Below are 18,922 nucleotides of genomic sequence, written 5' to 3'. Positions count from 1 at the left end.
AATTTTTTAACAAAATTGTGATACATGCAAATAGAAAATAGCACATTTAAAATAAATGCCGTTCTCATCCTGAGAAGCTTCATTTTTTCTCCTTGAAAATAATTAAGTCATTTTATTAATTTTACTTTTAAAAGATGTTAAATTTTAAAAATTAGAAAAAAGTGAGTTTTTGCAGAGAATTCCTGCTTCTCTGCAAATTTTGTATTTAGATTTATTTCTTTAATCCATATTTATCTAGCATTTTGTCAAATTCGCCAGATTTTTGTAGCTCATCGATCGCTGCGTCTATCTTCTTGATAAGCTCAGTGTGTTTGCCTTTATCAAACGCCATCGCAAATCCTTCCGTACCATCAGGAACTCTTAAAAATTCTTCCAAATCTGGATTTTGTTTTATATACTCAACCCCTATCGGACTATCAGTTAGCACAACGTCGATTTTACCAGCGTTTAGTGACATGATAGCAGCTGCTACATTTTCAGCAGGTATCGATTTAGTGGTTATGCTTTTGGCTGCTTCTTCTTGCAATGTTCCAACTTGAGCTGAAATTTTCTTATCCTTAAGGTTGTCTTTATTTACATCTGAGCCCTTTTTGCGGATAAATAAATTTTCTGAAAAATAATATGGCTTGGTAAAATCAACCGATTTCCTTCTCTCATCAGTTGCGCTCATTCCGCTTATGGCAATATCAATTTTACCGGTTTTTAATGCTGATATCAGCCCATCAAAGCTCATATTTGCAACATCAAATTTTATTCCAGTTTTTTTGGTGATCTCATTTAATAAATCTATCTCAAAACCAACAATTTTATTGTTTTCATCAAGATATTCAAAAGGTGGATAATCAGCGCTCGAGCCAACTTTATAAACTACATTTTTACTAGCTTCTTCGGCATTATTTGCTGTATTTTTTTTATTAGCGTCATCGCCACAACCTAGTAGAAATAAAACCAAACTTGCCATCAAAAATTTTAAAATTTTACTCATTTTCTACTCCTTTAATGATTTAAAATTTTGCTTAAAAACTCTTTTAAACGCTCATGTTGCGGATTTGTAAAGACATTTTTTGGTGTGTCATCAACTGCGATTTTGCCTTTATCCATAAAGAAAATTCTATTTGCCACGTTTCTCGCAAAGCCCATCTCGTGAGTCACCACAAGCATCGTTATACCCCTTGCGGCAACATCTTTCATGATATCAAGCACCTCTCCGATCATCTCAGGATCAAGCGCACTTGTCGGCTCGTCAAATAGTATCACCTCTGGATCCATTGCTAGGCTTCTAGCGATCGCAATACGTTGCTTCTGTCCGCCTGAAAGCTTGTGCGGATAGGCAAATTTCTTATCACTTAGCCCAACACTTCTTAGCAACTCATCAGCTCTTTTTTCTGCACTTACTTTATCTAAAATTCCCGCTTTTATCGGAGCTAGAGTTAAATTTTGCAAGACGTTTTTATTTGCAAAAAGATTAAAGTGCTGAAAAACCATGCTCACTTTTTGGCGAATTTTATTTATATCTGATTTTTTATCTAAAATATCTTCGCCATTTATCTTTATGTGTCCGCTATCTGGCTCCTCAAGGCGGTTTATACAGCGTAAAAATGTACTTTTTCCACCACCACTTGGACCAATTATCGCTATAACTTCACCCTTTTTTATATCTACGCTAATATCATTTAAAACTCGCAAATCGCCATAACTTTTGTTTAAATTTTTAATCTCAATCATGGCGGTTTAATCTCCTCTCAAGTAGTTTTGTCAAAAGTGTAAAAAATTTAACACTCACATAATAGACAATGCCTGTAAAAATGACTGGCTCTGGACTATAAAAGACCGCTTGCAAGCTCTTACTTTGCATCGTGATATCAACTACACTTATATAGCCCACGACCGATGTCTCTTTAAATAGCGATATAAACTCATTTGCAAGAGCTGGCAAGATGTTTTTTGTAGCTTGTGGAAAAACTATCTCGCGCATCGAAACATAGTAGTTTAGGCCCATCGCACGAGCCGCTTCCATTTGTCCTTTATCCACGCTATTTATACCACTTCGCACGATCTCCGCCACATAAGCAGAACTATTTAGTCCAAGTGCGATGAGAGCTACATAAAAATTATCACTCCATGTTGCAAAAATGACAACTGAAAAAATAAGAAGTTGAAGTATTACAGGTGTTCCACGTAAGATATCGATATATTCATCAATTATAAAATTTAAGACTTTGATATTTAAAAATTTAATAAACGCCAAAGTAAATCCAAGTGTTATGCCTATGGCAATACCGCCTATAGTAAGCCCTAAAGTCACTCCGTAACTTTTGATATAAGCGATCTCTTGGGCCTCACTAAGATCTCTTGGATAGAAAAAATATGCTCCAAGTGAGACGATTATTATAAAAAATAGAAATTTAGCTAAATTTTGAGCCTTCAACTTTGTCCTTCTCTTTAAAATATGGCTTTAAATAATACGAAAAAATTTATATCATTTTGCTTAAAAGTGTTTAAGGATCGGCACTGAATGTTGTAATTTTAAAAAATTTATATTAACATAAGCCATTTATCTTAATTTGAAAGGAATTTTATGAGCTTTGGGTCTTATTTAGCCATAGCCATCTATTTTGGCTTTTTGCTCTTTATCGGACGATATTTTTACGATAAAAATGCAAGCATGAACCAATATCTACTGGATAACCGTCAAATGGGTCCAGTTGTCACAGCACTTAGCGCTGGCGCCTCTGATATGAGTGGTTGGATGCTACTTGGCGTGCCCGGAGCATTGTATGCAACTGGTGTAGCAAATATCTGGATGATAGCTGGCCTTATTGTAGGTGCTTACTGCAACTACCTATTTCTAGCAAAAAGGCTGAGAGTCTATACTGAGGTTGCGAGCGATAGCATCACGATACCAGACTTTTTGGAAAACCGCTTTAAAGATAGAACAAAAATTTTAAGGATCGTATCTGGTCTTATCATTTTGATATTTTTTACACTTTACGTAAGTAGCGGCATCATCGCTGGTGGCAAAACATTTGAGAGCTTTTTTGGTATAGGCTTTAGATATGGCGCAATTTTTACGCTTTGTATTGTGGTCTTTTATACGTTTTTTGGCGGATTTAAGGCTGTGAGCATAACTGATGCATTTCAGGGGCTTTTGATGTTTTGTGTCTTGGTCTCGATCCCAGTCGTGGCATATCTAAATTTAGACCTGCCAAGCGATACAAATTTGATAAAAGAGATAAGCAAGCTTGATGCAAATCACCTAAACCCATTTAGAGATCAAACTTTTTGGGGAATTTTAGGACTTATGGCTTGGGGATTTGGATATTTTGGTCAGCCACACATCATTGTTAGATTTATGGCGATACGTGATTCAAAAGAACTTGCCAAAGCAAGAAGAATCGGCATTGGTTGGATGAGCATTGGGTTGCTTGGTGCGATTATGAGCGGACTTATTGGCTTTGTCTACTTTAGTCAAAGAGGCGGACTTAGCGATCCTGAAACGGTGTTTTTAAAGCTTGGTGAGCTACTTTTCCCACCATTTTTTATAGGCATTATCATCTCAGCTGTGCTTTCAGCGATCATGAGTACTATCTCAAGTCAGCTTTTAGTTACATCTAGCTCGGTAACAAAAGACTTTATCTTTGCATTCTATAAAAAAGAGATTAGTCAAAATACACAAACAGCGATCAGTCGCTATGCTGTCGTAGTAGTGGCCATAGTTGCTACAATACTTGCCTTTATCTCAACAGACAATGTCCTAAACGTCGTTGGCAACGCTTGGGCTGGATTTGGTGCGAGCTTTGGACCAGTGCTGCTTTTTAGCCTTTACTGGAAGCGCATGAGTGCACTTGGAGCACTCGCTGGTATGATAGCTGGAGGTGCAACCGTAATATTTTGGATCACTTCAGGACTAAACGCTTATGTTTATGAAATTTTACCTGGCATCATAGCTTCTTGTATAGCGATCATTAGCGTAAGTATCTGGGGCGATGCGATAAATAAAATGACAAGCGAACCTCACGAGCGAATTATAAAAGATGAATTTGAAAAGATGAAAACAAGGCTTTAAGCCTTATCTTATAAGAAATTCTTAGTATCTTGTGCTAGGAATTTCTGCTAATTCTCTCTTAAAATTTTAATCCCTTTTTTAGTTTTCTTATCAAAAACCTAGCTGGATGAAGCTCATGAAATAGCGATCTTTCTATGCAAAGTGGGCGATCAAGCACAAGGTCAGCTATCAAATTTGCTCCAAGTATCGCTGTGCAAAGACCTCGCGAGCCGTGAGCAAAATTTACAAAGACATTTTTTTCGTAGCTTGCTTTTGGATTGTTATCTTTATTTTTACTCCAAAATAACCCTTTGTAGTTTTGCTTGTAAAATTCTTCGTCATGTAAGGCGCCAATTATCGGAAACCTATCTCCGCTATAGCTTCTATAGCCTACACGTGAGCCGATAATGGTGGCTTTTGTGGTGTCAAAAAACTCGCTTACATCGCTTAAATTTTTAGCATTATCCTCAACTTTAGGCGTATCGCAAATTTCATTTCTGGCATAAGTTGCACCGATAACTTGCAAACCTTTGACAGCTGGGCAGATGTAGCCTTTTGCGCTTAGCGGCATGGCATTTTTTAGCACTGGTTTTAAGTGGGTTACTTGGCCACGGACACTACTTATTTGCATATTGTAGCCATTAAAAATTTCACTGCTCTTACTGCCAGTGCAAAAGACCAAAATATCAGTCTCTAAAATTTTACCATTTTTAAATTTAACGCTGATCTTGCCGTTTTGCAGATGTGCTCTGCTCTCATACTCGTGATTTAATAAAATTTCAAAACTGCCTGATAAAAATTTACAAATTTCTCTTGGCCTAGCGTATGCTGCCTCTTTTATAAATATCCCAGGATATGGCTTTAGGCCCTCATCGAATTTAAAAATATCCTCTACGCTTTGAGTTTGCCATGAGCCATATCTTTTAATTAACTCATCATCAAATGCGTAGTCGATGCAGCCATTAAATTTGATAAGGCTTTTTGGCAAAGTTGCCTTGTAAAATCTCACTGCTTGCAAAAATGCGTTTAAATGCATTCGACCTAAATTTACCCCAGGCTTGGTAACTAGTGGCATCAAAGCGCCACAGTGATTGCCTGAGCCATTTGTAGCCACCTCGCTTTTTGCCTCAGCGATCACAACCTTAAAGCCATTTTTGGCTAGCTCGCCAGCTGTTGCAAGTCCAGCCACGCCAGCTCCTATGATAAGTGCTGTTTTGCCTTTTGGCTTAGCCAGTGGCTCGCATCTTGCAAACCAAGCATCCTTTAAATTTTCATCCCTTTTTTCTAGCACGGCACTACTCATCTGACGTTTTCTAGCGTATCCCTCTTTTAAGCTTAGTAGAAAGCCAGCACGCTTTAGACCGTCTTTTACTATTTTTGCGCATGAGTAGGTTCTAGCAATAGTACCAACCCTGCTTAGTCTTGCGATCTCTCTAAAAATTTCTTCGCTCCAGATTGAGCCATTTTTGCTTGGAGCAAAGCCGTCTAGAAACCAGATATCAGCGCTAAAATCAAGCTCGGGTAAAATTTCTTTAGCCTCGCCGTAGCAAAGATCAAGTGTGATATTTGGGGCGAAATTTATGCGGTGTATGCCTGAAACTAGAGGCGGATAGAGTGAAACCAGCTTTTTGGCATAAGCTTTAAAAATGCCTAAATTTTCATAAATTTTTAAAAGATCATCTTTTTTAATAGGACTTTTTTCGATGCTAACAAAGTGAAGTTTTTTAGAGCTACCTTTAAATTTCTTACAAAGTGTAAAGAAATTTAGCCCAGCACCAAAGCCAGTCTCAGCGATGATGAAGCTGTCTTTACTCTGCCAAATTTCATCAAGTGCGCTTGCAAAGACAAATTCGCTCTCAAGCCAAGGTTTGTCGGTATTAAAGTAGATATCACCAAACTCCTCGTTAAATGGAATTTGTCCCTTGAAGCTTAAATTTGCATTTTTCATCTATTTTTTGCGAAATATCCATCTATGCCGTTTGCTATGCCGTTTGCAAGGGCATTTTGATATGCATCATTAAAGAGCTTTTCGCCCTCAACTGGATGCGTGATATAACCGATCTCAACAAGAACTGCTGGCATAAGAGCACCAACAAGTACCCAAAACGGCGCCTCTCTCACACTGCCGTCACTTGCAGTATAGACTTTTCTAGCACTTGCTAAAATTTCTTTTTGGATATCGATGCCAAGCTTATTTGACGCGATAATCTTCTCGCGATTTAGTACATTTAAAAATGTCTGCTGTGAAAAGTAATTCATCTCTTCGATATCTGATTTGTTCTCAAGCGCGGCTGCGTTTTTACTACGTTCGCTTCTTGCAGGCGATAAGAAAAATGTCTCAATGCCGTGCATGCTCTTTGCTTTTGTGGTATTTGGAGCGGCATTTGCGTGAATGGAAACAAAAAGATCAGCCATCTTATCATTTGCAAATTTTGTTCTTGTTCTTAAATTTATAAAGACATCGGTTGACCTGGTAAAATAGACCTTGTAACCACGCGCTTTTAGTATGTCACCAAGCTTTTTGGCTACGCCTAGAACCGCGGTTTTTTCCTGGAGCTTGCCATTTACTGCACCTGGATCAGTGCCACCATGACCTGGATCGATGACGATCGTTTTGTTGCGTGAAAATTTACTAGCCGTAACTGGTGGTAAAGGTGCTGCCGCTGGCTCACTTTGTACAGGCTGCGGCTTGAAATTTGGCTCAGGCTCTTTGTGTGGCACTTCTTCGTTTTTGTTTTTAGTTTTATGAAGTGGTGCTTTTACATTTTCGTTTGAGATAAAATTTTGAGCGCTGATTACAAGCAGATCGCCTGTCGCATTTGCTTTTATAGTCTTTTGGATCTTATCAGAAAAAATAACTCTAACAGTGTTTTTATCATACTGCGAGATGTGAATATAATCAGATATGAAATTTTTATAAGTTAGCGGATTGCCATTTAATCTACCATCGATATCCATAATGTTTTTATATGTATTTTGTTGCTTTAAAAAGGATGTTTTTAGTTTTGCGGTATCGATTTTTGTATTAAACTTAAGCACCAAAGTGTCATTTGCCTTGGTTGCACTAAGCAGCGTCAAAGTAGTAGCACTAGGCGTACTAGCACTCTTTACGCCATTTAGTGCATTTAGATCTTTTATATACCCACTTGAGTCAAAACCAAGCGATTTTGAGCTGGTTATGAGTCTTGTGAGTGCTTGTTTTTTTATATTTTTGTCATTTTTGATGATCGCGTCGACATAGATATCTTTTATATCGTTGTGAAATTTAATCTTTGCGCTTCTGCTTGAGCTGGCAAAATTTTTATCAAATTTTGCAAATATCTCCGAATTTATCGCAGCAAAAAGGAAATTACAAACAATAAAAAAGAGGATTATCGCTAGTTTCATTCACCATGTACCAGCTTGTGCATTAGCTCTTTTACGCTTATTAGCTCTTTTAGTTTATATCCATTTGCTCCCGTGAAAAATAACCCGGTCTCTTTTTTGCCACTAAATGAGTCAAAAAGCCTATCAGCGATGCAATATCCAACCTCTTTAGCGCCTTTGCCCCTTTGACAAGGGCTCACGCAGTTGCTTATACACTGGATCTTTGGTCCCATCCTTTTTTCTACCAAATTTATCAAATTTGTTCTAATCCCACGAGCCGGATAGCCAACTGGACTTTTTATAAGCTCTATGTCCTTTTCCTCAGCTGCTAGTATCACTTCTTTAAAGCCAATATCTGCGTCACACTCATGAGTTCCGATGAAGCGTGTACCCATTTGAACACCGTCTGCGCCTAGCGATATTGCTTTTTCGATATCATTTTTATCCCAAATTCCACCGGCTGCGATGAGCGGAAAGTCACCCCACTCTTTTATCTCAGCCTTTACTTGTGGGATTAGATTAAATAGCGAAAACTCAGGATCAAGGCACTGCTCGTAAGTAAAGCCCTGGTGTCCGCCGCTTAGCGGTCCTTCAAGCACAACCGCGTCTGGCAAGCGGTCATATCTTTGTAGCCAACGTTTGCAGATGATCTTTAGTGCTTTTGCGCTTGAGATAATAGGAACTAGCGCAACCTCTTTAAAATTTTGTGTAAATTCTGGCAAATTAGTAGGTAGTCCGGCACCTGATACGATGATATTTATGCCGGCTTCACAAGCATCTTTTACCACTCTTGCGTAGTCATTTGCAGCGTACATTATATTTACGCCAAGTGGTAAATCTCCACAAATTTTTCGTGCATTCTCAATAATTGCTCTAAGACCTCTTGTTGAGTAGAAATTTTCACTTCCAAATGGCTTTGCATTTAGCTCTTTGTTTATAAATTTACGATTTTCATAATATCCTGTGCCAACTGAGCTGATTATCCCAAGGCCGCCTTCTAGGCTAACATTGCCAGCTAGTTTGTCCCAGCTGATACCAAGTCCCATACCGCCTTGAAATATCGGATACTTTATCTCATATTTTCCTATTTTTAATGGCTTTAACTCCATCTATTCAACCTTTACTTTTGCAAATTTACGCTTTCCTACTTGCAAGATATATTCACCTGCTTCTAATTTTAACTGCTCATCACTGATCTTTTCTTGATTAATGCTAACCGCATTTGCCTTTATGTCGCGTCTTGCTTGAGAATTTGACTCGCTTAGCTCACACTGCGATAAAGCTTCCACGATCCAAACTGGTGCTTTTAGGCTAAATTCTTTTATATCAGTTGGGAGCTGATTTTGAGAGTGTACGCTATTAAACTCAGCCATCGCAGCTTTTGCAGCCTCCTCGCCGTGATACCTTGCTGTTATTTCGTACGCAAGGTCCTCTTTTGCTTTTTTTGGATGATATTTACCATTTTTTACGTCGTTCATTAAATTTTCTATCTCGCCAAGGCTTTTTGTGCTTAAAAGCTCATACCAGCGCCACATTAGCTCATCGCTTATACTAAGCGTTTTTGCAAACATATCATTTGCATTTTCAGTTACGCCGATGTAGTTGCCAAGGCTCTTGCTCATCTTATTTACACCATCAAGCCCCTCAAGAAGTGGCATCATGATGACAGCTTGCTCTTTGCCGACATTATAAGTCCTCTGCAAGGTTCTACCCATAAGAAGGTTAAATTTCTGATCCGTACCGCCCATCTCGATGTCACACTTCATCGCAACGCTATCATAACCTTGAAGAAGCGGATACATAAATTCACAAATTGAAATTGGACTGCCAGCTTTTATCCTTTTTTCAAAGTCGTCGCGCTCTAGCATTCTAGCGACTGAAAATGTGCTAGTTAGCTCTATTATTCCAGCAGCTCCAAGCTCATTTGACCATTTTGAGTTAAACATTATCACGGTTTTTTTTGGATCTAAAATTTTAAAAACTTGCTCTTCATAAGTTTTGGCATTTTTTAAAACCGTCTCTTGATCTAGCTTTTTTCTAGTGACTGATTTACCAGTTGGATCGCCTATTTGAGCAGTGAAGTCGCCTATCAAAAACTGCACGATCGCGCCATGTTTTTGAAGCAGTGCCATCTTGCTTAAAACGACTGTGTGTCCCAAGTGAAGGTCTGGAGCAGTTGGATCAAAGCCAGCCTTTACATAGAAATTTTCACCTTTTTCATAATAGTTTTTTATTAAATTCTCAACTCTTTCAAAGTCAATAATCTCGGCGACACCGCGTTTTATCTCTTGTAAAATTTCAGCTATATCTTGCATTATCTTTCTCCTAGTTATGGTATGGATCGCTTTGCGAAACGAAATCTATAATCTTATATCTATCTTTGATCTTCTCTCTTAGCTCGTTTGCATCGATATTTTCGGCTATCTCAACACTTATTTCAAATGTATCACCGCTAAGGTCATTTGCTTCATTTAGCGAGATTGTAGCCAAATTTACATCTAGTCTAGCAAGATATGTTAAAAATTCAGCCAACGCGCCTTTTCGGTTCTCAAGATTTAATAAAATTTTATATCTATGTGGGGCATTTCTAGTCCATTTGACAAAGATGATTTCATTGCCCTTATCCATAAGCTTTCCAGCACGCTCACAAAGTTTGTGGTGCACTGTCACATTGTGCCCATTTTTAAAGCCAACTATACTATCGCCTCTTTTTGGGTTACAACAATAGTCAAACTCGACATTTGAAATTTTATGATTTGAATAGATTACGATATTTTCAAATTTTTGCTTTTTAACCTGATATTTATCGCCCAAAGAGATCATAAAAGGACGCTCTTTTTTTATATACTTTTTAAGCATATTTACGACCTCTTGCAAAAAATCACTTTCAGTTGCAGCACGAAAAACTTTTTTGCCTAAATTTTCATGCTCTATCCAGTCTAAAATTCTATCTTTAGAAACGCCAAAAACTGACTTTAAAATATCAACTGCAATTTTATAATTTATATCTTTTATCTTTTGCTTGCAGTATGTTCTTATCGTAGCCCTTGCTTTACCAGTTCGAACGCTATTTATCCATGAACAGCGAAATTTTGCCTCTTCGCCAGTTACAATCCTTACAATATCGCCGTTTTTTAGCTCTGTTAAAAGTGGCATTCTGACGCGATTTATATAAGCTTCTTTTGCGTAAAGTCCGATCTCTGTGTGAATCTCATAAGCATAATCAAGTGCGGTAGCCCCGCGTGGAAGCGTAAAAACCTCACCTTTTGGCGAATAGACCGCAATATCTTCTATGTAAAGACTATCTTTTGCATATTCATAAAGCTCTTCGACATTACTTTCAGCTTCATTATTTTGCATACCAATGTCGTTTAGCCAGTCAAGCTTTGGATTTAAAAGACTACCCTCGCCGTTTTTGTATTTCCAGTGAGCTGCGACACCATATTCAGCGGTTTTGTGCATATCGTAAGTACGAACTTGTGCCTCAAAAATACTCTTATTATCAAAAATAGTTGTATGTATCGTTTGATAGCCATTTTGCTTTGGAAGTGCAATATAATCCTTAAATCTCGAAATAAGAGGGTTAAAATTTATATGCAAATTTCCAAGCGCAAGGTAGCAATCAAGTGGCTTTTGCACAAGAATTCTAATAGCGAGCAAATCAAGTACCTCTTCAATCGAAATACCTTTTCTTTGCATTTTTAAATAAATCGAATAGTAATGTTTTATACGTTTTTGAATCTCGAAAGTGCCCTCAATAAAGCCATTTTCAAGCAAAATTTGACTTACTTTCTCGTAAAAAGCATTTAGTTTAAGGCTAAGCTGCTGCTTATTTTTATTTAAAAAGCTATCAATCTTGGCGTATTCTTCTGGCATCGCATATTTAAAGCTTAGATCTTCAAGTATGTTTTTAATCGATGAAATTCCAAGTCTATGAGCAATCGGAGCATAGACCATAAGCGTCTCTTCAGCAATTCGTTTTTGTTTTTCTACCTTTAACGCATCAAGGGTTAGCATATTATGAAGTCTGTCACAAAGCTTAACCACAAGAACTCTAACATCCTCAATGGAGATTAAAAGCATTTTTCTAAAGGTTAGTGCCGAGCTTGCTAGTTTTTCATTACTACTTGAGCTTGCAAGTTTGTTTTCTCTTATAGCAACTATCTTTGTAAGTCCTTCAACCAGCTTCGCCACTTCATCACCAAATTCAGCCTGGACTTCGCTAAGCGTAACTTCAGTATCTTCAACTACATCGTGAAGTAGTGCAGCTATAACCATACTCTCATCTCCGCCCATATTTGCTACTATTGATGCTACTAAGATAGGATGGATTGCGTATGGCTCGCCACTTTTGCGATATTGACCAGCATGAGATGTGACACAGCTATCTATAGCTTTGTCTAATTTATCGCTTCGTTCGCAAAGAGAAAAGAGCAGCGTTATAGCTTCTGAAACATTTTTACAAGGTAAAATTTGTTCTATTAGCTGCTCTAAAAAAAGACTATTTTCCTTCAACTATTGCCTCTAAGCCTATTTTGCCCTCAGCTACTTCAAGTAGCGCAATGTCAGCAAATTTCATCTTTGAAGTATCGGTTTCTACAAGCACTACTGCTCCATTTGCTAGTGCTTCTGCACGCTTTGCTACGATAAGTGAAAGTTTATATCTATCATCACCAACTTGTTTTAACGCTCTTGCTGTTATTTGTTCTGTTCTCATATTTATCCTTTTTAAAATTTATTTTACTACTGAGTATAGGGCCGCTTCTTCTTCATTTATTATTTTTAATAAATTTCCAGCCTTAAACATATTACAAACCAAAATAGGCAGTGAGTTATCTTTTGCTAAAGCTATGGCAGTATCGTCCATAACCTTGATATCATCGCTCATTGCCTTTTCATAGTTTAGTGATTTTAAAAGTTTTGCATCTTTGAATTTTTTCGGGTCTTTATCATAAACGCCATCAACCTTTGTAGCTTTTATGATCATATCTGAGCCGATCTCAATAGCTCTTAAAGTTGCTGCTGTATCAGTTGTAAAGAAAGGATTGCCAGTACCTGCAGCAAATATAACAACTCTGCCTTTTTCTAAATGGCGCTGCGCACGTCCCACGATGAAGGTCTCACAGATCGCTTCCATTTTGATTGCACTTTGCACTCTTACCTCTAGCCCACTTCGTTCTAAAGCTTCACGCATCGCGATCGAATTTATAACAGTTGCTAGCATGCCCATGTGATCACCACTTGTTCGTTTGATGATGCCATCTTTTGCAGCACTCACACCACGTATAATGTTGCCACCACCTATCACGATGCCAACCTCGATACCATTTTCGACAAGCTCTTTTATCTCATTTGCTATAAATTTAAGCACCGCCGTATCTATGCCAAAACCATTTTCTCCCGCTAAAGCTTCGCCTGAAAATTTAACCAATACGCGTTTTCTTTTACTCATTGTCATGCTCCTTGAAATTCACGCATTCTAGCCAAAAAGGCTTTAAATTTAGCTAATAACGCTTACAAAGTAGCTATTTTGAGATCATTTCAAGTGGATCGATGTGGTAGTTTCTTTGCGTCACTTCAAAGGTTAGATCGTTTCTAACTCGGCCTATAACGTAGCCTTTTTGCACGACTGAGCCGACTTTTACAGTCGGTGCGATTTGGCTTAGGTGAGCATAGATCGTATGTATACCATTTTCATTTTCTATAATGACTACGTTTTCAAGCATTGGTGTCGCTTTTGCAAAGACTACTTTGCCATTTAATACGCTTTTAACCTTGGCGTCTGGCGTAGTTGATCGAAGTATGACTGACTCGTTAAAAATTTTTATGTTATATATTGGGTCTACGTAATTTCCAAATTTTTGCTTTACAGTGTAGCTATCAAGAGGAGCGATTGTCTTTGCACCTGAATATTTTTTGACCGAGCTTGTTTGATAGCCTCCACCCATTGGTTGGCTTTTTGCGCCTTTTTTACCACCTTTACTTGCAGCTGCTTTTTCTTGTTTTTCTCTAGCTGCACGTGCAGCTTCATCTTCTTGCTTTTGCATGATGGCAAGCTGCTCTAGCGTCTTTCTTAGCTCATCTTGCTGAGCTTGAAGTTTGGCTAGCTTTTTACTATAAATTTCTTTATCTCGTTTTAGTCCGTTTATAGTATTTTTTTGCGTGCTTTCTAAATTTTGCAAGTCACTTTGCTTGCGTCTATAGTTTTTGATGCTTGAGTTTATCTCGTTTATTTTATTTGATTTACTTTTTATCTTCTCGATTGTATCTTCATAGTTTTGGCTAAGTCTTTTAAAATCCTCTTTTGCAATGGCATTTAGTTTGGTTAAAATTTGAGATGAGATGATACTCTCCTCGCTTTGCTTGCCCTCAGTTGCAGACATCAAAAGATCAAACGACAAATCTTCTGCGATAATCCTTATCATGTTTTGCTCAAGCTCCTTTTGAGTGCGCTCTAGCTCTTTGTTTTGCTTAGTTAGATCATCAAGCTCAATAAGTGCTTTTGAAGCATTTGTCTCAAGTACAGAAATTTGACCCTTTAAATTTGTGATATCACCACTTATACCTCGAAGTTTTTTCTCGCCACTTACGATATCACCAGCCAAATCATCTAGCTTTTTACTAAGCTGCTCGCTCATCGCCTGACTCGATCTTAGCGAGTTTTTGGAGTCTTTGATCTTCTCTTTAGTATTTGACGCAAAAGCTAAGCTAAAAGCTAGCAAAAATGTAAAAATTCCTTTTCTCATATCGTGCTTTTTCTAGCCTTACTCATCACCAAACTAACAGCAAAAATGCTTAAAAACATAGCCACGCCAAATAAAATAAAAATATCCCTTGAAGGATCAAGACTAGGCAATACCACATCAATACTTGCGGCATTTTCTCTAAAAATTTCAATACCAGGCAAGAAAAAGAAAAATGCACCAACTATAGTGGTCGCAACTAGGCTATCAACCATGGCTGATTTGTAAAGCATGGCTGATTTTAGCCAAAATGGTGCTCCAAAAAGCGTCATAATCTCGATGCGCTCTCTATGCTCAAATAGCCAAATTTTAGCCTGCTTTAGCATGAGCATGAGTCCAACAACACAAAGTATTGCCATAAAAGCATACGATATACTTTTGGCTAAATTTAGCATTTTAAAGACCTTGTCATGGGTCTTTGAAAATGTCTCGACCTTTGTGATGCCATCAAATTTTAAAAGTTTTTGCTTTAGCTCATCCATGTACTGCGGTGTCGGAAATTCGCTAAGTTTTAGTGAGTAAAATTTAGGTAGCGCATTTTGCAGTATGGACAAATTTTTAGCCGAGATGTCATTTGAGAGGCGGTCGATGATCTTTTGCGGACTTAGTGGCTCGATGCCAGATAGATTGCTAACCACTGGCTTTAAAATAGTATCACTAAGCTCTTTACTTGAAACTATGACGATGTTGTAGTCATTTCCCATAAGTCTTTCATAATCTCTCACAATCTTATCGGCAGTTAGACTAAACTGCACGGAAAACAAAAGCGCGATCAGCGGTAGGATGAATCCAAGATGATTTTTAAGCGATCTCATGCACGCCTCCATTTTCTATGACGAAGTGGCGGTATGGGATACGAAGTGTCGATGGGATATGGTGTGTGACAACTACTACGCTCGTGCCTAGAAATTCCCTAGCTGATTTTAAAAGCGACCAGATGACGTCGCTTGAGTATTCGTCTAAATTTCCCGTTGGCTCGTCGCATAAGAGCAAATTTGGATTGTGCGCTAGAGCCCTTGCCATCGCTACTCTTTGCTGCTCACCACCACTTAGCTCACGAGGGTATTTATCAGCTTTATGAAGCATATTTACATGTTTTAAAAGTTTAGCCACTTGCTTTTTGCTCACATTTTGATTGATGCCTTTGATGATGAGGGGCAACATGACGTTTCTTTCCACATTCCATTCATTTATCAAGCGATAATTTTGAAATATAATGCCAACTCGCTGCCTAAGCTCACAAAGTCTTTTATCATCGATGTCGTCCATTTGCGTCATGCAGACATTTAGCTCTCCAGCAAGAGGTGAAATTTCTCCATAAAATGATTTTAAAAGTGTGCTTTTTCCACTTCCGCTCTTGCCTGTGATAAAGACAAAATCATTTGCATAAATATCTAAATTGACGCTATTAATTACGATTTCATCGCGTTCATAAGCTAGGCTCAAATTCCTTGCACTAATTATCTCTTGCATCAGCCAAATACTCCTTCAAAAGTTCGTGTGCTGCTAAATTCTCAAGAATTAAGATCGGTTTTTTTATAAAATATTCGCTTTTTTCATCGCTTATTTTGATAAAACATTGCTCAGGTTTATTAAATGCTCCAAAAGTAACTTTTAGCAAAATTTCACCCTCGTTTATGGTGTAAATTTCTTCAAAATGTAAAAAATAATCCTCTTTTTTGATGATGAAATTTTTGAAATTTTTAATGATATTTTTTACGCTTGTCTTTTCTTTAAAGCTAAAATCCCCAGCTAAAACACTCTCGCCACTTTCAATCTCACAAGTATAAATGACATCGTAAATGTCTTTATCCTGGCGTCTCCAGCGGTCTTCATACTTGCTAGTTACCTCTAAATTTCTATTTTTGAAAGCTTCTATTTTTGAGTTTGTAGGCTCTAAAAATTTACTCAAACTAAAGTCGCAATACTCCTTGCTATCAGTCCTTAACTCAAATTTACCGCCTACTTTTAGTATCCTCTCGCACTCAAGCGCAAACGCCGACGAGACCACACGTCTATGCTCTGCTTTATCCCATGGCACTGGAAAGTGTAAAAAGACTCTATCAACTAAATTTGAGCCAATAAGTGAGAGCAAGAGCCTGGCGTCGGTGTTTATTAGACGCACATTTTCTAGACCATTTGCCCTAGCTAGCTTTGCTACTTGCTCGATGCTTGGCTTATAGACTTCTATTCCGATAACTAGGGTATTTGGATTATTTTTAGCTTGATAAAGCAAGTGTCTACCAGAACCAAAGCCGATCTCTATAAAAATTTGATCAAATTTATCTTTTAGCTCGCAAAATGCTGGCACAAATTCTTCAAGGCTTAAAATTTCGCTCACTTTTTTAGTCAAATTTGTCTTTTTTACAGCGAATGCTTGACTGATTACATCATTGCAATTTTGCTCTTTAAAAAGCTCAAGCGCCTCTTGCAAAAGACCAACTTTAGCTGGCTTTGTAAGCTTTTCTCCCTTTACGACGATGCCATTTTTACCAGGCTTTACAACTAGGAAAAAGCTCTCTTCTTCATTTTTTGTGTAGATGAGCCTCTCGTTTCGCCCATTTGCCTGCCAAAGAAATTTGATCTTGTCATTACCAAATGGAAACGAGAGCTCTTTTAAAGACGAAGCGATGAAATTTGGCATTATTTTATGCTAACTTCTGCTTTTGATGACTTATCAGAGGCGATGCCGTACTCATCGATAGCTACGACGCTGTAAGAGTAGCTAGCTCCTTTTTGCACGCTATCATCTCTAAGTCCAGTACCATCTATGCCACTAAAAATTTTCTCACTTGCGCCACTTCTATAAACAGTGTACGAACTAGCTCTATCAACTGCACTCCAATTTACATTTACTCCGCTACCATCGTAGCTAGCGCTAATATTTGGAGTCTTTGGCGCACCAAGTGTTATCCCCACGATTGGCTCTTCTTGTTTTAAGCTCTCAAGGCCGTCTTTATCGACTGCTGTGACCCTGTAATACCTTGTTGCCGCATTTGTGTTTATGAGATCCTCATAAGTGTTGCTAGTCGTTTTTGCTAGGTATGTGTAAGGCAAAATTTTGCTCACTGTCCTATAAACCTTAAAATAAGCAAAATCCTCAGCTGGCACGTAATCCCAAGTTAAAATTATCTTCTTTGGCGCATTTTTTGTTGCCTGAAGGTTTGTTACTGATTTAGGGTAACTCCTTTGTCGTTGCACTTATGTTTTGGCTTGGTTTTGAAACAACGCCTGAAGAAGTTTTAACTAAAATTCTATATTCATAAGACTTACCAGGTTTTACTTCAGTATCGATATATTCAGCATTTAGTCTGCCATTTACCTCTGCGATTTGGCTAAATTTATTAGCTCCTGCATCACTTCTTTGAATGATATAGCTTGCCACGGTGCTATCAGGATGTGGTCTCCAGATCACTTTTACACGTCCTGGAAGCCCTGTAATAGCTTGCGAAAACGGTACTGAGTCAAGTAGCGGCTTTGTGGTTGCTGTTGCGATCGTGCCTGGTTGAGAGATGGCATTACTTGAGTAGGTTCTCATTTGGTATGAGTAAGTTGTCTCTGGAGCTAGATCACGATCCACATAGTGCGTAGCAAAGCGGTCTTTTATGTTTGCAACTAGTTGCATTTTTGAGTTTGCATCATTTGGATTTGAGCGGTAAAGATAGTAGCCAACGACGCTCTCATCGGTCACTGGATTCCACTCGAAGCCAACTTCTGTCATATCTGAAATAGTTTTTAAACTTGTAATCGTAGGCAGTGACATACTTTGCTGAGTCGGTACGCTAGAGCCGCATCCCGCTAAGAAAGCTGCTAAAAATGGTGTCAATATGCGTAGGGCAAATTTTTTCATCAAAAATCTCCTTGGGAATTTTTTTGTAAATTATTTGGTTAAAGTCATCATACGTTTTTGCGATAAATTCCACCCTTTTGCCAGTTCTTGGATGGATAAAATAAAGCATATAAGCGTGAAGCATAACCCTGCTTATTTTATCGCCTTGGCTCTTAAATCCGTATAAATCATCGCCTAAAATATGGCGGTTTATGCTAGATAGGTGCACTCTTATCTGATGAGTCCTGCCTGTAAAAAGTTTTGCTGCTATTAAATTTATGCCATTTTCACTTAGCAAATTTACAAAGGCGCTTTTTGCAAATTTAGCGTCCGCAACGATCGCTTTTTTTAGGCGGTTGTTTGGATTTCTGCCGATTGGCTTGTCGATGATGACATCCTCTTTTAGGGGAAGATCAATAAGCGCTAGATAAATTCTCCCCATGCTCTTATCGCTTAGCTGCTCGCTTAGTTTTGCATGGGCGAAGTTGTTTTTAGCGACGACGATAGCGCCGCTAGTACCTTTATCTAGGCGGTGGACGATGCCAGCTCTTACGTCGCCGTTTAAATTTGAAAGCATAAAGCCCTTTTTGTTTAGCCACTCAACAAGTGTCGCCTCTTTGACACTTGGAGCTTGATGAACGACGATTTGCGGGGGCTTGTTTAGCACTATGAGATCGTCGTCCTCGTAGATGATCGGGATATCAAAATTTACTTCGTACTCATTTTGCACCTCTTTTTTTGGGGCAAAATTTACGCAAACTTCATCATTTTCGCTTAGAACAAAGCTAGGTTTTGAAACTGGTTTTAAATTTACGCTTACGAGAGAGTCTTTTATCAAATTTAAAGCTTGATTACGTGAAATTTGAAGCTCTTTGGCCACTGCAACGTCGAGTCTTGAGCTATTTAAAACATTAAATTTAACCAAAATCAAAGCCTTGT

General features: G+C 38.2%; 18 protein-coding genes. 1 reads left to right on the top strand and 17 read right to left on the bottom strand.

The window, feature by feature from the left end:
* Positions 1 to 211 precede the first annotated feature (211 nt).
* The 3 genes from FZ940_RS02795 to FZ940_RS02785 are packed head-to-tail and all read right to left on the bottom strand — an operon-like array spanning position 212 to position 2,428.
* Positions 212 to 985 carry a basic amino acid ABC transporter substrate-binding protein gene (locus FZ940_RS02795; protein WP_148821412.1) on the bottom strand — a complete coding sequence of 258 codons (774 nt, stop codon included), beginning with the start codon at positions 983 to 985 and terminating at the stop codon, positions 212 to 214.
* Positions 986 to 996: 11 nt separating this feature from the next.
* Positions 997 to 1,725, bottom strand: a complete 729-nt coding sequence (locus FZ940_RS02790) for an amino acid ABC transporter ATP-binding protein (protein WP_148821411.1) — start codon at positions 1,723 to 1,725, stop codon at positions 997 to 999.
* The gene (locus tag FZ940_RS02785; protein WP_021091602.1) at positions 1,718 to 2,428 is read right to left on the bottom strand and encodes an amino acid ABC transporter permease; all 711 of its coding nucleotides are present in this window, start codon (positions 2,426 to 2,428) and stop codon (positions 1,718 to 1,720) included. Before FZ940_RS02785 ends, FZ940_RS02790 begins: the two co-directional genes overlap by 8 nt.
* 150 nt (positions 2,429 to 2,578) lie before the next feature.
* Between FZ940_RS02785 and putP the strand changes: the two genes are divergently transcribed.
* On the top strand, positions 2,579 to 4,066 hold the full coding sequence (gene putP / locus FZ940_RS02780; protein ID WP_148821410.1) for a sodium/proline symporter PutP: 1,488 nt from the start codon (positions 2,579 to 2,581) through the stop codon (positions 4,064 to 4,066).
* A 58-nt stretch (positions 4,067 to 4,124) separates the two neighbouring features.
* On the opposite strand, the gene mnmC is transcribed toward putP, so the two are convergent.
* From mnmC to FZ940_RS02710, 14 genes are all read right to left on the bottom strand, one after another.
* A complete protein-coding gene (gene mnmC, locus FZ940_RS02775; RefSeq protein WP_148821409.1) occupies positions 4,125 to 5,993 on the bottom strand; it encodes a bifunctional tRNA (5-methylaminomethyl-2-thiouridine)(34)-methyltransferase MnmC2/FAD-dependent 5-carboxymethylaminomethyl-2-thiouridine(34) oxidoreductase MnmC1 in 1,869 nt (622 codons plus the stop codon).
* Positions 5,990 to 7,432: an N-acetylmuramoyl-L-alanine amidase family protein gene (locus FZ940_RS02770; RefSeq protein ID WP_148821408.1), complete on the bottom strand. Its 1,443-nt coding sequence runs from the start codon at positions 7,430 to 7,432 to the stop codon at positions 5,990 to 5,992. The genes mnmC and FZ940_RS02770 overlap by 4 nt, the downstream gene beginning before the upstream one ends.
* On the bottom strand, positions 7,429 to 8,520 hold the full coding sequence (locus FZ940_RS02765) for a nitronate monooxygenase (protein ID WP_021091713.1): 1,092 nt from the start codon (positions 8,518 to 8,520) through the stop codon (positions 7,429 to 7,431). The genes FZ940_RS02770 and FZ940_RS02765 overlap by 4 nt, the downstream gene beginning before the upstream one ends.
* Positions 8,521 to 9,726 carry a tyrosine--tRNA ligase gene (gene tyrS, locus FZ940_RS02760; protein WP_148821407.1) on the bottom strand — a complete coding sequence of 402 codons (1,206 nt, stop codon included), beginning with the start codon at positions 9,724 to 9,726 and terminating at the stop codon, positions 8,521 to 8,523. It lies immediately after the preceding gene.
* Between the two features lie 10 nt (positions 9,727 to 9,736).
* Positions 9,737 to 11,926 (bottom strand): RelA/SpoT family protein, encoded by a 2,190-nt coding sequence (locus FZ940_RS02755; RefSeq protein WP_054196982.1) that lies wholly within the window; start codon positions 11,924 to 11,926, stop codon positions 9,737 to 9,739.
* Positions 11,913 to 12,128 (bottom strand): DNA-directed RNA polymerase subunit omega, encoded by a 216-nt coding sequence (locus tag FZ940_RS02750; protein WP_054196983.1) that lies wholly within the window; start codon positions 12,126 to 12,128, stop codon positions 11,913 to 11,915. Before FZ940_RS02750 ends, FZ940_RS02755 begins: the two co-directional genes overlap by 14 nt.
* Positions 12,129 to 12,146: 18 nt before the next feature.
* Complete coding sequence (pyrH, locus tag FZ940_RS02745; RefSeq protein ID WP_054196984.1) at positions 12,147 to 12,863, bottom strand: UMP kinase; 717 nt, start codon at positions 12,861 to 12,863, stop codon at positions 12,147 to 12,149.
* A 73-nt stretch (positions 12,864 to 12,936) separates the two neighbouring features.
* Complete coding sequence (locus tag FZ940_RS02740) at positions 12,937 to 14,157, bottom strand: murein hydrolase activator EnvC family protein (protein WP_148821406.1); 1,221 nt, start codon at positions 14,155 to 14,157, stop codon at positions 12,937 to 12,939.
* Entirely contained in the window at positions 14,154 to 14,969 is an 816-nt protein-coding gene (locus FZ940_RS02735) for an FtsX-like permease family protein (protein ID WP_148821405.1), read from the bottom strand. The genes FZ940_RS02740 and FZ940_RS02735 overlap by 4 nt, the downstream gene beginning before the upstream one ends.
* Positions 14,956 to 15,627 (bottom strand): cell division ATP-binding protein FtsE, encoded by a 672-nt coding sequence (locus tag FZ940_RS02730; protein ID WP_021091805.1) that lies wholly within the window; start codon positions 15,625 to 15,627, stop codon positions 14,956 to 14,958. The genes FZ940_RS02735 and FZ940_RS02730 overlap by 14 nt, the downstream gene beginning before the upstream one ends.
* Positions 15,611 to 16,798: a tRNA (guanosine(46)-N7)-methyltransferase TrmB gene (trmB, locus tag FZ940_RS02725; RefSeq protein ID WP_148821404.1), complete on the bottom strand. Its 1,188-nt coding sequence runs from the start codon at positions 16,796 to 16,798 to the stop codon at positions 15,611 to 15,613. The genes FZ940_RS02730 and trmB overlap by 17 nt, the downstream gene beginning before the upstream one ends.
* The gene (locus FZ940_RS02720; protein ID WP_223154623.1) at positions 16,798 to 17,355 is read right to left on the bottom strand and encodes a fibronectin type III domain-containing protein; all 558 of its coding nucleotides are present in this window, start codon (positions 17,353 to 17,355) and stop codon (positions 16,798 to 16,800) included. Before FZ940_RS02720 ends, trmB begins: the two co-directional genes overlap by 1 nt.
* Entirely contained in the window at positions 17,330 to 18,004 is a 675-nt protein-coding gene (locus FZ940_RS02715) for a fibronectin type III domain-containing protein (RefSeq protein ID WP_187422127.1), read from the bottom strand. The genes FZ940_RS02720 and FZ940_RS02715 overlap by 26 nt, the downstream gene beginning before the upstream one ends.
* Positions 17,937 to 18,908, bottom strand: coding sequence for an RluA family pseudouridine synthase (locus tag FZ940_RS02710; protein ID WP_148821403.1), 972 nt, complete (start codon positions 18,906 to 18,908; stop codon positions 17,937 to 17,939). The genes FZ940_RS02715 and FZ940_RS02710 overlap by 68 nt, the downstream gene beginning before the upstream one ends.
* Positions 18,909 to 18,922 lie beyond the last annotated feature (14 nt).

This window comes from Campylobacter concisus (assembly GCF_902460415.1).
Classification (GTDB): Bacteria; Campylobacterota; Campylobacteria; order Campylobacterales; family Campylobacteraceae; genus Campylobacter_A; species Campylobacter_A concisus_Y.
The sequence above is the reverse complement of the archived record's forward strand: the minus strand, read 5'-3'. Positions and strand labels throughout refer to the sequence as shown.

What these genes read in the sequence shown, in the direction of transcription:
- trmB (WP_148821404.1), bottom strand. Translation starts at nt 16,798, where the DNA reads ATGCCAAATTTCATCGCTTCGTCTTTAAAAGAGCTCTCGTTTCCATTT.
- FZ940_RS02770 (WP_148821408.1), bottom strand. Translation starts at nt 7,432, where the DNA reads ATGAAACTAGCGATAATCCTCTTTTTTATTGTTTGTAATTTCCTTTTT.
- FZ940_RS02765 (WP_021091713.1), bottom strand. Translation starts at nt 8,520, where the DNA reads ATGGAGTTAAAGCCATTAAAAATAGGAAAATATGAGATAAAGTATCCG.
- FZ940_RS02730 (WP_021091805.1), bottom strand. Translation starts at nt 15,627, where the DNA reads ATGCAAGAGATAATTAGTGCAAGGAATTTGAGCCTAGCTTATGAACGC.
- FZ940_RS02715 (WP_187422127.1), bottom strand. Translation starts at nt 18,004, where the DNA reads ATGAAAAAATTTGCCCTACGCATATTGACACCATTTTTAGCAGCTTTC.
- putP (WP_148821410.1), top strand. Translation starts at nt 2,579, where the DNA reads ATGAGCTTTGGGTCTTATTTAGCCATAGCCATCTATTTTGGCTTTTTG.
- FZ940_RS02790 (WP_148821411.1), bottom strand. Translation starts at nt 1,725, where the DNA reads ATGATTGAGATTAAAAATTTAAACAAAAGTTATGGCGATTTGCGAGTT.
- FZ940_RS02795 (WP_148821412.1), bottom strand. Translation starts at nt 985, where the DNA reads ATGAGTAAAATTTTAAAATTTTTGATGGCAAGTTTGGTTTTATTTCTA.
- FZ940_RS02735 (WP_148821405.1), bottom strand. Translation starts at nt 14,969, where the DNA reads ATGAGATCGCTTAAAAATCATCTTGGATTCATCCTACCGCTGATCGCG.
- pyrH (WP_054196984.1), bottom strand. Translation starts at nt 12,863, where the DNA reads ATGAGTAAAAGAAAACGCGTATTGGTTAAATTTTCAGGCGAAGCTTTA.
- FZ940_RS02750 (WP_054196983.1), bottom strand. Translation starts at nt 12,128, where the DNA reads ATGAGAACAGAACAAATAACAGCAAGAGCGTTAAAACAAGTTGGTGAT.
- tyrS (WP_148821407.1), bottom strand. Translation starts at nt 9,726, where the DNA reads ATGCAAGATATAGCTGAAATTTTACAAGAGATAAAACGCGGTGTCGCC.
- mnmC (WP_148821409.1), bottom strand. Translation starts at nt 5,993, where the DNA reads ATGAAAAATGCAAATTTAAGCTTCAAGGGACAAATTCCATTTAACGAG.
- FZ940_RS02740 (WP_148821406.1), bottom strand. Translation starts at nt 14,157, where the DNA reads ATGAGAAAAGGAATTTTTACATTTTTGCTAGCTTTTAGCTTAGCTTTT.